This window comes from Achromobacter sp. 10T422 (genome assembly GCF_056394065.1).
Genome location: NZ_JBFTHD010000004.1, coordinates 578,155 through 591,177 on the forward strand (window position 1 = coordinate 578,155; position 13,023 = coordinate 591,177).

Sequence of the window (13,023 nt, forward strand, 5' to 3'; positions counted from 1 at the left end):
AGCCGTCTGTTATTCGTTGAACTGGCGCAAGAAGCGCAAATCGCCTTCGTAGAACTGGCGCAGATCGTTGACGCCGTAGCGCAACATCGTCAGGCGCTCAAGTCCGGAGCCGAAGGCAAAGCCGATGTAGCGCTCGGGATCAAGGCCGAAGTTGCGCACCACTTCGGGGTGCACCTGGCCCGAGCCGGAGATTTCCAGCCAGCGGCCACGGTTGGGACCCGAGGTGAACATCATGTCGATTTCGGCGGACGGTTCCGTGAACGGGAAGAACGACGGACGGAAGCGCACGACGAGATCGTCGCTTTCAAAGAAGCAACGCAGGAAATCGGTGTACACGCCTTTCAGATCGGCAAACGAGATGTCCTCGGCGATCCAGAGCCCTTCCACCTGATGGAACATGGGCGAGTGCGTGGCGTCGCTGTCGACGCGATAAGTGCGCCCCGGCGCAATGACCTTGATGGGCGGCTTGTGCATGCGGGCGTAACGCACCTGCATGGGGCTGGTGTGCGTGCGCAGCAGCAGCGGCAGGCCGTCGGCGTCGTTCATGTCGACGTAGAACGTGTCCTGCATGGAACGCGCCGGGTGGTCCAGCGGGTTGTTCAATGCGGTGAAATTGGTCCAGTCATTTTCCACTTCGGGGCCGTCGGCCACGTCAAAGCCAATGGAACGGAAGATGGCTTCCACACGTTCCCAGGTCCGGATCACCGGATGGATGCCTCCCGGCGCGCGACCGCGGCCAGGCAAGGTGACGTCAATGGTTTCGGAGGCCAGCCGGGCGTCCAGTTCCGCCTGCGCCAATGCGGCGCGGCGCGAAGTCAGGAGCTCTTCGACTTGTTGTTTGGCCTGATTGATCCGGGCGCCCATCTCGCGCTTCTGCTCGGGATCGAGCTTGCCCAGGCCTTTCAGCAGCACCGTCAGTGCGCCTTCCTTACCCAGGAATCGAGCCTTTGCGTTCTCAAGCGCGGCGGCATCCGTAGCCGCGGCGAACCGTTCTTGCGCCTGGGAGACCAGGTCGTCAACCAATAGAGTCATGAAATCCAGCCTTCAAAACGCAAACGGGGCTATTACAGCCCCGTTTGCAGCGATGCGCGATGAGTTAAAGCGCGCGATCAGGCAGCCAAGGCAGCCTTGGCTTGCTGCACGATGGCGGCAAAGCCGGCCTTATCGCGCACGGCCAGATCGGCCAGAACCTTACGGTCCAGTTCGATCGAAGCCTTCTTCAGACCAGCGATGAACACGCTGTAGCTAACGCCATGTTCGCGGACGGCAGCGTTGATACGCGTGATCCACAGAGCGCGGAAGGTGCGCTTCTTGTTACGACGGTCGCGGTAGGCGTATTGGCCAGCGCGCATGACTGCTTGCTTGGCAATACGGAACACATTACCGCGGCGGCCACGGTAACCCTTGGCGGCGGCAATGACTTTTTTGTGACGTGCGCGGGCAGTTACGCCGCGTTTGACGCGAGGCATATTAGATCTCCCTTATCAAGCGAAAGGCATCATGGCCTTGACGGAGGCCACGTTGGATTCATGAACGGCCGTCGAGCCGCGCAATTGACGCTTGGCCTTCGTGGTCTTCTTGGTCAGAATGTGGCGCTTGAACGCCTGACCGCGCTTGATGGAGCCGCTGCCGCGAACCTTAAAGCGCTTGGAGGCGCTTTTCTTGGTTTTCATCTTGGGCATGATGATTCCCTAAACTTAAACTCGTAGTTGATTTGACATGACGCGAGGTGTTTGGCGTTGCTGGCAAAAAGCCCTAGGGCTAGCACCGATGCGACGGCAAAACTTGTAAACCTGTTGCCACTTCTGAGGTACTTCTTGGCGTAGTGCCAACTTGCTGCGAACCGCGAAATGGCATTGCTGCCAGACACGGCTTCCTCCCAGGTCTTGGCAAAAAGGTAGCCGAGATCCGGGAAAGCCTTTGATTATATGGTGATTTCCTGGCTGTTGTCGAGTCAGCTGGTGCAAAAAGCTCAGCAGAACTGCGCCGGATGTTCCAGAGACGCATCATACGCCCGGACGCCGGTACTGCACCGCTTGCGCCACATGCCGGGCAGCCAGCGTTGCCTCTCCGTCCAGATCGGCGATTGTGCGGGCAACACGCAACGCCCGGTGCAGGGCGCGTCCAGACCCCGCCAGACGTCGCATCGCCTGGAACAGCAGTGTTTGCGCGTCCTTTTCCATCACACAGTGCTGATCAAGCTCCGGCCCCGCCAGCGCCGCATTCAGCTTGCCCTGCCGGGCCATTTGGCGAGCCCGGCAGCGCATGACGCGCTCCTGGACGGGCGCGGAAGCTTCGCCGGGCGGCCCTCCCATGGATTCGGGGTCGGATGGCGGCAACGCCATATGCAGGTCGATGCGGTCCAGTAAAGGGCCCGATATCTTGCCCACATAGCGCGCCACCTGATCCGGCGTGCAGACACAGGGCCGGCCGGGATGGCCGCGCCAGCCGCATGGGCAAGGGTTCATGGCGGCGATCAGCTGGAAGCGTGCGGGAAATTGCGCCGCACGCAACGCCCGTGCAATGACCACCCTGCCCGCCTCCAACGGTTCGCGCAGGGCTTCAAGCGTACGGCGACTGAACTCAGGTAATTCATCCAAAAACAAGACGCCATGGTGGGCAAGGCTGATCTCACCCGGACGGGGCCGGCTGCCGCCGCCCACCAGCGCGGCCACGGTAGCGGAATGGTGTGGAGACCGAAACGGCGGCTGCCCCATCAAGGCGTCGGGCAAGCCCGCTAGCGCAGCTACGGCCGCCGCCTCCAAGGCCTCGGCGCGTCCCAGGGGCGGCAACAGGCCGGGCATGCGCGCGGCCAACATGCTTTTGCCCGCCCCGGGCGGCCCGATCATCAACAAGCTATGGCCGCCTGCCGCCGCCACTTCCAGCGCTCGCCGGGCCGCCGGCTGACCGCGGACATCCGACAGGCATGGCGCGGGGGCCGCTTGCGGCCATGGCTTGGGCACGGCGTCCGGCAACAAACAAACCCCTGCGGCATGCGCGGCCACATCGGCCAGGCTACGCGCCGACAGGACACGCAAGCCCGGCACCCACGCCGCCTGTTCCGCGCTGCCCGCCGGCAGGATCAGCGTGGTGTGGGAGGCATCCCGCGCCACGCTTAGCGCGATGATCAGTGGCGACGCAACCGGCACCAACGCCCCCGTCAGCGAAAGCTCACCCGCCAACACCAGATTCGCCAGGGAGGGGTCTGGCGCCGGCAACACGGGATCACCACCATCGGTCGGAGCGGCCAGTTGGCCGGACGCCAGCAACAGCCCCAGCGCAATAGGCAGGTCGAATCGGCCCGACTCTTTCGGCAAATCGGCCGGCGACAAGTTAACGGTGATTCTGCCTGGCGGAAATGTGAAACCACTATTCAATATGGCGGCGCGCACGCGTTCGCGGCTTTCGCGCACCTCGGTGTCAGCCAAGCCGACCACATTGAAACTCGGCAACCCTGGGCCAAGATGCGTTTCCACGCGCACGGCATGCGCATGCAGGCCGCTAAGCGCCCGGCTGGCTAGAACGGCAAGCGTCAAGACGGTCTCCCGTGCGGAACAAGACCGTCAGTATCGGCAATCGGCAAGCGCTCGTGGACTGGGCTGGGACATAAACATCCCTTACCTAGCCACGATCAACCGCCCTTTTCGAACCACAACACCCAATGAAAAACGACCGCGATTAGCGGTCGTTTTGATATTCCTACGACAGGCGCCAGCTTACTTGTCCAGGGCCGACAAACGCGACTCCAGCTGCTGCACTTGCGCCGCCAATTGATCAACCTTGGCGCGTGTACGGGCAAGCAAATCCGCCTGCACGTCGAATTCTTCGCGGGTGACCAGATCCATCTTGGTGAAGGCTTGAGCCATCATCGCGCGCACGTTCTTTTCAACGTCGGCGGCCGGGCTGCGGGCGATCAGGTCGGAAATATTCTTCTGGATGTCTTCCATCCATTGGGTGCGATTGTTCATAGCGGCCTCTCTGTGTTCTTGATGCCTCAAGTGTAGTGCTTTGCCGATCCGGCGCAGAAGTCCGAAAAGGATTATGCAAAAAAAGAGGGCGGGCCGCATGCGGTGACCGCCCATCAAAGCACAGGAGAAAACCGGGCTGCCATGGCGGCAACCCCCTACCAACATCGTTACGGGCAGCCCATCTGGCTTGCCGATTGCGCGAACATATCTGACGACTGCTTGCATTGCGCCGCCAACTGCGTCTTGTCGGGAATGGACGCCCACTGCGTTTTGGCCGCATCAAGCTGCTGCTTGATGCTGGCTGCGGCCGGGTTGCTGCTGCCTAATTTATCCATGCATGCGTTGACCTTGGCCAGATACGCTTCGCACTCCGCCGGCACCGCTGCCGCACTTGCCACGGGAGGCGACGCAGCCGGCCAGCACCCCTATTGACGCGGCCAGCGCCAACACGCCGATTAACTTGCATTGACTCTTCATTGTGTCCTCTTTCCGTTCTTGCTTTTTATTAAGAGCCACATCACCGGAACCCCTTATGCGGCCCGATCCGCTCACCAGAAAACAGGAGTTGGTCTTGATTCTTCTTCAGCCAGCTGCCGTCAACAAGCTGATGGGTGTAAACCCCCGTATCAAGCCCTCCCCCATTTTGGGCACCTTGCAACATCGCTGGCTGGCAACTGAATTCGTCGCCACGTTGGGCTGCACGCCCGGCCCGTAAGGCTGTGCGGCCTGCGGGACAGGCGCCGAGCGTGCTGTTCACCGATGCAAAATCCAATACAAACCGCAACCGGCACAGCATCAACTGGCTACAAATGCCAGCGGCGAAACATATTTCGTTGCATMACCGGCATTCACCACGTTACGCACCACATTGAGGCTGACTGGTGGTGCATGGAGCACTATATTGGTGCAAACAGGCACAACTCATGCGCCTGCACCTCCCCTTTCCGGGTACGCACCAACATGGCATGGATCTTGCTTGATAGTCGAGGCCAACGTGCAACCATGAGAGGAAATGCCATGAAACTCATCATCGCCATCATCAAGCCCTTCAAGCTCGACGAAGTGCGGGTGGCTCTATCCGGGATCGGCGTCCAGGGCCTGACTGTTACCGAAGTAAAGGGTTTTGGCCGCCAAAAGGGCCATACCGAGCTGTATCGCGGCGCTGAATACGCCGTCGACTTTCTGCCCAAGCTGCGAGTTGAAGCGGCCGTGCCCGACCACCTTGTCGATCAGGTCATCGAAGCGATTGAACAAGCCGCCCGTACCGGAAAGATCGGCGACGGCAAGATCTTCGCCGCGCCCCTGGAACACGTGATCCGTATCCGCACGGGTGAAGCTGGCGAAGCTGCGCTGTAAATAAATAAAGAAAGACTCATTGGAGCCTGAAAATGGATAAAGCAGATATCTCCTGGTTGCTCGTCTCTACCCTGCTTGTATTGATGATGGCCGTACCCGGTCTGGCGTTGTTCTATGGCGGCCTGGTACGCAGCAAGAACGTGCTGTCGGTGTTGCTCCAAGTGCTGTGCACGTTTGTGCTGGGCCTGGTTCTCTGGTTCATCTACGGCTATTCCCTTGCATTCACCGAGGGCAACGCCTTCTTCGGCGGCCTGTCGCGCGCCTTCTTCTCTGGCATGTTCACACCGGCTGACGGCAAGTACGCCATGTCGAACACCTTGACCGAGCTGCTGTTCGCCTCGTTCCAGGCCACGTTCGCCGGCATCACCTGCGCGCTGATCGTGGGCAGCTTTGCTGAACGCGCCCGCTTCTCCGGGGTGCTGGTGTTCACGGTGATCTGGTTCACGTTCGCCTACATTCCCATCGCCCACATGGTGTGGTTCGCGTCCGAAACGGCGCCGGGCCTGCTCAATGCCAAGGGCGCGCTGGACTTTGCCGGCGGCACCGTGGTGCACATCAATGCTGGCGTGGCCGGTCTGGTGGGCGCGTATGTGGTCGGCAAGCGTGTGGGCTATGGCCGCGAAGCCATGCAGCCGCACAACCTGCCGATGACGTTTATCGGCGCCGCCCTGCTGTGGGTGGGCTGGTTCGGTTTCAACGCGGGTTCGGCGCTGGCCGCCAACGAGAACGCCACCCTGGCCTTCTTCAACACGATGATCGCCACGGCGGGTGCGGTGCTGGCCTGGCTGTTCACGGAATGGGCCATCAAGGGCAAGCCCTCGATGCTGGGCGCCGCCTCCGGCGCGATTGCTGGCCTGGTGGGCATCACCCCCGCCGCCGGCCTGGTTGGCCCGGTGGGCGCACTGATCATCGGCGTGGTTGCCGGTATCGTCTGCGTCTGGGGCGTGAATGGCCTGAAGCGCATGCTGCGTGCCGATGACGCACTGGATGTATTCGGCATCCACGGCGTGGGCGGTATCGTCGGCGCCCTGCTGACCGGCGTGTTCAACGCGCAAGTCCTCGGTGGCCCCGGCCTGGCTGAGCCTGGCATGATCGCCCACCAACTGTGGGTCCAGCTGGAAGGCGTGCTGCTGACCATCGTCTGGTCCGGCGTGGTGGCGTGGATTGCCTACAAGATCGCCAATGCCCTGTGCGGCATGCGTGTGCCGGAAGACCAGGAGCGCGAAGGCCTGGACGTCACGAGCCACGGCGAATCGGCGTATCACAGCTAATGCGGTATCTCGGCCCGCTGCGAAATGTGGCGGGCCGGCAAGAAACGGCGCCGGGATCACATCCCGGCGCTTTTTTTGCGTTGCGCGAAGACAAAATAACGCCCCGAATCGGGGCGTTTTACTGTCTGGGGTGGAGCGGATCAAATGGGATCAAGCCGGATCAAGCGCATCCAGATCAACGGGCAAGGCGCGGTTCAGCGCCGTCGCCACCTTGATGCGCAACGCGTTGGAATGCGCGCGGCGCACTTCACGCTTCACGTCCAGCAACTGCTGCGGATGCATCGAGAACTCGGTCAGCCCCAAGCCCAGCAACAAGCGTGTCATGCGCGAATCGCCCGCCATTTCGCCGCAGACCGCAACCGGCTTGCCCGCCCGCTCACCCGCATTGATGGTATTGGCCACCAGGCGCAGCACAGCGGGATGCAGYGGATCGTAGAGCGCGGCCACATCGTGGTCGCCGCGGTCGATCGCCAAGGTGTATTGGATGAGATCGTTCGTGCCGATCGACAGGAAATCCAGCGCCTGGGCAAACGGTTCGATTGCAATCGCGATGGCGGGCACCTCGACCATGGCGCCCACTTCCATGTGCGGCGCGTAGGCTTGACCGCGCGCATCGAGTTCGCGCCGTGCGGATTCGATGGCCGCCTTGGTCGCCACCACTTCATGCATGTGCGCAATCATGGGGATCAACAGCCGCACAGGACCGTGAGCCGACGCCCGCAGAATGGCGCGCAACTGCGTCGCGAACATTTCCGGACGCGCCAGGCAATACCGGATGGCGCGTTGCCCCAATGCGGGGTTGGTGGCCACGGTGGCTTCACCATCCAGCGTTTTGTCCGACCCGATATCCAGCGTGCGAATTGTGACGGGCCGGCCCGCCATCACCTTTACCACCGAAGAATAGGCTTCGTACTGTTCTTCTTCGCCAGGCAGGTCCGGGCGCCCCATGAAGAGGAATTCGCTACGGAACAGGCCAATGCCATGCGCACCCGAAGCCAGCGCCAGCGCGGCCTCTTCGGGCAGTTCGATATTGGCGTGCAGGACGATATCGATACCATCCAGCGTGACCGAAGGTTCATCACGCAGCAGGCCGAGTTCGGCGCGTTCGTCGGCATAGACGGCCTGACGGCGGCGGTATTCCTGAAGAATGCGGTCCGACGGATTGACGACCACGGCGCCGGCCGCGCCGTCGATGATCAGCATGTCGCCGTCGCGAACCAATTCGCGCACGTTGCCCATGGCCACCACGGCCGGCACGCCCATGCTGCGGGCCACGATGGCCGTGTGCGACGTGGGGCCACCCAGGTCGGTCACGAAGGCTGCAAAGCGCCCACCGCGCAAACGCAGCATGTCGGCTGGCGAGATATCGTGCGCCACCACCACCAGCGCATCGTCGCCGCCCATGTGCGACATGTCGGGCAAGATCGCCGACGTGCCGGACAGCACGTGCAGCACGCGCTCGATGACTTGGCGGACGTCAGCCCCGCGCTCGCGCAGATACTCGTCTTCCATGGCGTCAAACTGCTGGCCAAGAATCTGGCCTTGCGTCGTCAGCGCCCATTCGGCGTTGTAGTGTCGTTCGGCGATCAGCGCCAGCGTCTGCTCGGCCAATAGCGGGTCGCCCAACAGCAGGCTGTGCACGTTCAGCATGGCGCCCAGCTCGCGCGGCGCATCGGCCGGCAAGGTGTCTGCCAACAGCAGCAATTCGTGCTGCGCCGAAGCCAGGGCCTCAGTCAGGCGGCTGCTTTCGGCGGGCACATCCTCGGGCGATATCCGGTAGTGCGCCACTTCCAAGGCAGCGGCGCCCATGACGACGGCGCGTCCGATGGCATATCCCTTCGCAACGCCTTTGCCATAAAGACAAACGACGGGGCTGGCAGGGCCAGCTCCGTCGTGAGCATTGTTCGGGGTCGTAGACGCGCCAGCCTCAGCAACGCTCAGGCTGGCGGATTCATGGGAGTTTCTATTCCTGCTCACCGAATTTGCTGTCGAACAAGGTTTCGATTTCGGAAAGGGCTTGATCGGCGTCGCCGCCGGAAGCCTCCAGTTTGACCGTCACGCCCAGCCCGGCCGCCAACATCATGACGCCCATGATGCTCTTGGCGTTCACGCGCTGCGCGCCGCGCGAGATAAAGATCTCGCTTGAGAACTTGCTGGCCAGTTGCGTCAGCTTGGCGGCGGCCCGCGCATGCAAACCCAATTTATTGCTGATGACGATGTCTTTTGTAGGCATAGGAAATATTATGACTGCGGATTAACGCCGCAGTGTTGATCGCAGCAACAAACCAAACCGCTAACCGCTCTTCGGCTTGGATTGCCAGCCGACATAATAGGGCAAATTCCCGCCCGTCAGTCTACACGCAAGACGCCCTGCACTCCGCCGGCCAGCGCCTTTTCGCGCGTATCAGCCAACGGCAGATTGCGATATGTCAAAGCGCGCAGCAGCATCGGGGTATTCAAACCTGCCAGCACGCAGCATTGAATGCCTTGTGCTTGCGCATCGGCGACGGCGCGCTTGGAGATATTTGCGGGCGTCGCGCCGATCAGATCCGTCAGCACCAGAACACCGGCGCCGTGGTCCTGCTCAAGAATGTCCTTCAGGACGTCCGGCGCCAAATCGTCCGGACGGTCTTCAGGCTGGATATCGTGAATGGCCAGCATGCCGTCAAGGTTGCCCATGACGTGGCTGGCGCACTCGCGCATCGCCGCGCCCAAAGGCGCGTGCACGACGATAACAATACCCGTGGTCATGACGGATTCCAGAGAGATCAGGCCGCGGCGGCAGTGGTCGCCACGGCGTTTTCAAGCGCCTGGACGAACATGCCCGCGACATCGAAACCGGTCTGTTCGGCAATCTCTACGAAACAGGTGGGGCTGGTGACATTCACTTCGGTGACGTAATCGCCAATGACGTCCAGGCCCACCAGCAGCAGGCCGCGAGCCGCCAGCTTGGGAGCCACGGCTTCGGCGATTTCGCGGTCGCGCGGCGACAATTCCTGCGCCACGCCACGGCCGCCTGCGGCCAGATTGCCGCGGGTTTCGCCGGCCAGCGGAATACGCGCCAGCGAATACGGCACGGGTTTTCCGCCAATCAGCAAAATCCGCTTGTCGCCCTTGACGATATCGGGGATGTAACGCTGAGCCATGATGGTGCGCGCGCCGTTGTCCGTCAGCGTTTCCAAAATGGCGTTCAGGTTCGGGTCCTTGGGCTGCAGGCGGAACACGCCCGTGCCGCCCATGCCGTCCAGCGGCTTCACGATCACATCGTGGTGCGTATCGTGGAAAGCCTTCAGGCGAGCCATGTTGCGGGTCACCAGCGTGGGCGCGGTGAACTCGCTGATCTCGGTGATGGCCAGCTTTTCAGGATGGTTGCGAATCGCCGCGCCGCTGTTGAACACGCGGGCGCCTTGGGCCTCGGCGTATTCGAGCAAGTGCGTGGAATACACGTATTCCATGTCGAAAGGCGGGTCTTTGCGCATGACGACCGCCCCGAAATCGGCCAGCGGCAGATCTTGGGCGGGGGACTCCGTCCACCAGTCGTGGCCGTGCAGGTCGGCATCAGCCACCAGCGCGATCGGCGTGGTGACGGCTTTGACCGTGCCGCCCTCGATGTAGAGGTCGCCCTGCATGGCCACGCTAAGCGTATGCCCGCGCGCCACCAGGGCACGCATCATGGCAACCGAACTGTCCTTGTACGCTTTGAGCAGCGGCAAGGGATCCAAAACGAACAAAACATGCATCGCGACACCCTGAACGGACGCCGCCTTCCCTCGCGGGAAGGCGGCTTTATGACATCGTAGCGCAGAGCCGCCCAATAAGCGAACCCGCCGGTCACGAGGTGGACGGCGGGTCGGATGTCTAGCGGCCAAGCCTTCCGGGGAAGGCTACGGCTGGAACTCAGGCCGCCGATTCAGGCTTGCCAACCGGCACGGCCTTCTTCTTGGGCGCCAGCACCATGACCATCTGACGGCCTTCGAGCTTCGGCATGGCTTCGACCTGGGCAAGTTCCAGCAGATCATCGCGCACACGTTCAAGCACCCGCATACCGAGTTCCTGGTGAGCCATTTCGCGGCCACGGAAACGCAGCGTCACCTTGGCCTTGTCGCCCTCTTCGAGGAAGCGGCGCAGGTTGCGCAGCTTGACTTGGTAGTCGCCCTCGTCGGTGGCCGGACGGAATTTGACTTCCTTGACCTGAATGACCTTCTGCTTGGAACGAGCTTCGGCTTGACGCTTCTGCTCTTGGTACTTGAACTTACCGTAGTCCATCAAACGGCAGACCGGCGGCTCGGCGTTCGGCGCGATTTCCACCAGATCCACGTCGCTTTGCTCGGAAAGACGGAACGCGTCGGCGATCTTGACGATGCCCAGCTGTTCTCCTTCCAGACCTATCAGGCGCACCTCGGGGACGCGGATTTCACCGTTGATGCGATTGGCTTTTTCAGTGGCGATGTTGAAAGCTCCTAGAAATGTTAAGCAGCACTGCTATCAGGTTGATTGACGTCGCGACGGGAGGAGACATCCTCGGACAATCGCGCGACGAACTCGTCGTATGCGATGGCGCCAAGGTCCAATCCGCCCAGACCGCGTACGGCTACGGTGCCGTTTTGCTTCTCCTTGTCGCCGACGACAAGAATGTACGGCACCTTTTGCAGGCTGTGCTCCCGGATTTTACGAGTGATTTTTTCACCACGCAAATCGGACTCTACTCTAAAGCCTTGTTTTTTCAGGCTTTGTGTGATTTCAGCCGCATAATCGGCCGAAGGTTCAGAAATGCAGCATACGACAGCCTGCACCGGAGCCAGCCAAGGAGGCATCGCACCGGCGTGGTTTTCGATAAGCATACCGATAAAACGCTCGAGCGAACCCAGGATGGCACGGTGCAGCATAACCGGCGGACGGCGCTGGTCGTTCTGGTCCACGTACTCGGCGCCTAAGCGCACCGGCATGGAGAAGTCGACCTGAATCGTACCGCATTGCCAGTGACGGCCAATAGCGTCCTTCAGCGTGTACTCGACCTTGGGGCCGTAGAACGCGCCCTCGCCCGGCGAAATTTCGAATTCGCAGCCGGTGCGGCGCAGGCTTTCCATCAGCGCCTGTTCGGCCGTATCCCAGACTTCGTCCGAGCCGATACGCTTTTCAGGACGCGTAGCGACCTTATACAGCACTTCAGTGAAGCCGAAGTCGCGGTAGACCTTTTGCAGCAGGGCCGTGAAGTCGGCGCATTCGTCCTGGAGCTGTTCTTCGGTACAGAAAATGTGACCGTCGTCTTGCGTAAAGCCGCGCACGCGCATCATGCCGTGCAGCGAGCCCGAAGGTTCGTTGCGGTGGCATTGACCGAATTCGCCATAGCGCAGGGGCAGCTCGCGGTAGGAATGCAGGCCGGAATTGAAGATCTGCACGTGGCCCGGGCAGTTCATCGGCTTCAAGCCATAGACGCGGTTCTCGGACTCGGTCGTGAACATGTTTTCACGATAGTTGTCCCAGTGGCCCGTCTTCTTCCACAGCGACAGATCCAGGATCTGCGGCGCTTTGACTTCCTGGTAGCCGTTGTTGTTGTAAACGGCGCGCATGTATTGCTCAACCTGCTGCCACAGGGCCCAGCCCTTGGGGTGCCAGAAGATCAGGCCGGGCGCTTCGTCCTGGAAGTGGAACAGGTCGAGTTCGCGGCCGATCTTGCGGTGGTCGCGGCGCTCGGCCTCTTCCAGCATGTGCAGGTAGGCTTCCTGCTCTTCCTTCGTGGCCCAGGCGGTGCCGTAGATGCGCTGGAGCATCTCGTTCTTGCTGTCGCCACGCCAGTAGGCGCCGGCCACCTTCATCAGCTTGAAGACCTTCAGCTTGCCCGTGGACGGCACGTGGGGGCCGCGGCACAGGTCGATGAAGTCGCCTTCGCGGTACAGGCTGAGCGGTTCGTTCGACGGAATCGAAGCGATGATCTCGGCCTTGTACTGTTCGCCAATGCTCTTGAAGAATTCAACGGCGTCGTCGCGCGTCCATTCTTCACGCGTGACAATTTCGTCCTTTTTGACGAGCTCAGCCATCTTCTTTTCGATGGCGGCCAAGTCTTCAGGCGTGAACGGGCGCTTGTACGAGAAGTCGTAGTAGAAGCCGTTGTCAATCACGGGGCCGATGGTGACCTGGGCGTCCGGGAACAGCTGCTTGACCGCGTAGGCCAGCAGGTGAGCCGTGGAGTGGCGGATCAGGTCCAGGCCGTCGGCGTCTTTGGCGGTAACGATGGCCAGACGCGCATCGCCTTCGATGCGAAAGCTGGTGTCGACCAGCTTGGATTCCGAGCCTTCAACCGTTACGCGGCCGCCCAAGGCGGCTTTGGCCAGGCCCGTACCGATCGATTGCGCCACTTCGGCAACCGTTACCGGCCCCGGATATTGGCGCTGCGAACCATCGGGCAATGTGATCTGTACCATCGGGAG

Annotated in this window: 15 protein-coding genes; 3 read left to right on the forward strand and 12 right to left on the reverse strand. The window is 61.5% G+C overall.

What is annotated here, in order from left to right; translation table 11 throughout:
- Window positions 1-9 precede the first annotated feature (9 nt).
- The 6 genes from pheS to AC1DB0_RS13260 form a co-directional block, all read right to left on the reverse strand.
- A complete protein-coding gene (gene pheS, locus AC1DB0_RS13235; RefSeq protein WP_054422322.1) occupies window positions 10-1,032 on the reverse strand; it encodes a phenylalanine--tRNA ligase subunit alpha in 1,023 nt (340 codons plus the stop codon).
- Between the two features lie 77 nt (window positions 1,033-1,109).
- On the reverse strand, window positions 1,110-1,469 hold the full coding sequence (gene rplT / locus AC1DB0_RS13240) for a 50S ribosomal protein L20 (protein ID WP_006218741.1): 360 nt from the start codon (window positions 1,467-1,469) through the stop codon (window positions 1,110-1,112).
- A 15-nt stretch (window positions 1,470-1,484) separates the two neighbouring features.
- On the reverse strand, window positions 1,485-1,682 hold the full coding sequence (gene rpmI / locus AC1DB0_RS13245; protein WP_006218740.1) for a 50S ribosomal protein L35: 198 nt from the start codon (window positions 1,680-1,682) through the stop codon (window positions 1,485-1,487).
- A gap of 324 nt (window positions 1,683-2,006) precedes the next feature.
- Window positions 2,007-3,536, reverse strand: a complete 1,530-nt coding sequence (locus AC1DB0_RS13250) for a YifB family Mg chelatase-like AAA ATPase (RefSeq protein ID WP_346552689.1) — start codon at window positions 3,534-3,536, stop codon at window positions 2,007-2,009.
- A gap of 180 nt (window positions 3,537-3,716) precedes the next feature.
- On the reverse strand, window positions 3,717-3,968 hold the full coding sequence (locus AC1DB0_RS13255; protein ID WP_054422324.1) for an accessory factor UbiK family protein: 252 nt from the start codon (window positions 3,966-3,968) through the stop codon (window positions 3,717-3,719).
- A 167-nt stretch (window positions 3,969-4,135) separates the two neighbouring features.
- Window positions 4,136-4,303 (reverse strand): DUF5339 family protein, encoded by a 168-nt coding sequence (locus AC1DB0_RS13260; RefSeq protein WP_245636292.1) that lies wholly within the window; start codon window positions 4,301-4,303, stop codon window positions 4,136-4,138.
- 197 nt (window positions 4,304-4,500) lie between these two features.
- Between AC1DB0_RS13260 and AC1DB0_RS13265 the strand changes: the two genes are divergently transcribed.
- From AC1DB0_RS13265 to amt, 3 genes are all read left to right on the forward strand, one after another.
- Window positions 4,501-4,683 (forward strand): hypothetical protein, encoded by a 183-nt coding sequence (locus AC1DB0_RS13265; protein WP_476757038.1) that lies wholly within the window; start codon window positions 4,501-4,503, stop codon window positions 4,681-4,683.
- Window positions 4,684-4,985: 302 nt separating this feature from the next.
- A complete protein-coding gene (locus AC1DB0_RS13270; RefSeq protein WP_476758684.1) occupies window positions 4,986-5,324 on the forward strand; it encodes a P-II family nitrogen regulator in 339 nt (112 codons plus the stop codon).
- Between the two features lie 32 nt (window positions 5,325-5,356).
- Entirely contained in the window at window positions 5,357-6,595 is a 1,239-nt protein-coding gene (amt, locus tag AC1DB0_RS13275; RefSeq protein WP_054422326.1) for an ammonium transporter, read from the forward strand.
- 150 nt (window positions 6,596-6,745) lie between these two features.
- Here the strand turns inward: amt and ptsP are convergent, their stop codons facing one another.
- The 6 genes from ptsP to thrS form a co-directional block, all read right to left on the reverse strand.
- Complete coding sequence (gene ptsP / locus AC1DB0_RS13280; RefSeq protein WP_082387008.1) at window positions 6,746-8,536, reverse strand: phosphoenolpyruvate--protein phosphotransferase; 1,791 nt, start codon at window positions 8,534-8,536, stop codon at window positions 6,746-6,748.
- 22 nt (window positions 8,537-8,558) lie between these two features.
- Complete coding sequence (locus tag AC1DB0_RS13285; protein ID WP_054422328.1) at window positions 8,559-8,828, reverse strand: HPr family phosphocarrier protein; 270 nt, start codon at window positions 8,826-8,828, stop codon at window positions 8,559-8,561.
- Between the two features lie 116 nt (window positions 8,829-8,944).
- Window positions 8,945-9,346: a PTS sugar transporter subunit IIA gene (locus tag AC1DB0_RS13290; RefSeq protein WP_054422329.1), complete on the reverse strand. Its 402-nt coding sequence runs from the start codon at window positions 9,344-9,346 to the stop codon at window positions 8,945-8,947.
- 17 nt (window positions 9,347-9,363) lie between these two features.
- Complete coding sequence (gshB, locus tag AC1DB0_RS13295; protein WP_476757039.1) at window positions 9,364-10,335, reverse strand: glutathione synthase; 972 nt, start codon at window positions 10,333-10,335, stop codon at window positions 9,364-9,366.
- Between the two features lie 157 nt (window positions 10,336-10,492).
- Complete coding sequence (gene infC, locus AC1DB0_RS13300; RefSeq protein WP_082386983.1) at window positions 10,493-11,044, reverse strand: translation initiation factor IF-3; 552 nt, start codon at window positions 11,042-11,044, stop codon at window positions 10,493-10,495.
- 20 nt (window positions 11,045-11,064) lie between these two features.
- A complete protein-coding gene (gene thrS / locus AC1DB0_RS13305; protein WP_054422332.1) occupies window positions 11,065-13,017 on the reverse strand; it encodes a threonine--tRNA ligase in 1,953 nt (650 codons plus the stop codon).
- Between the last annotated feature and the right edge of the window lie 6 nt (window positions 13,018-13,023).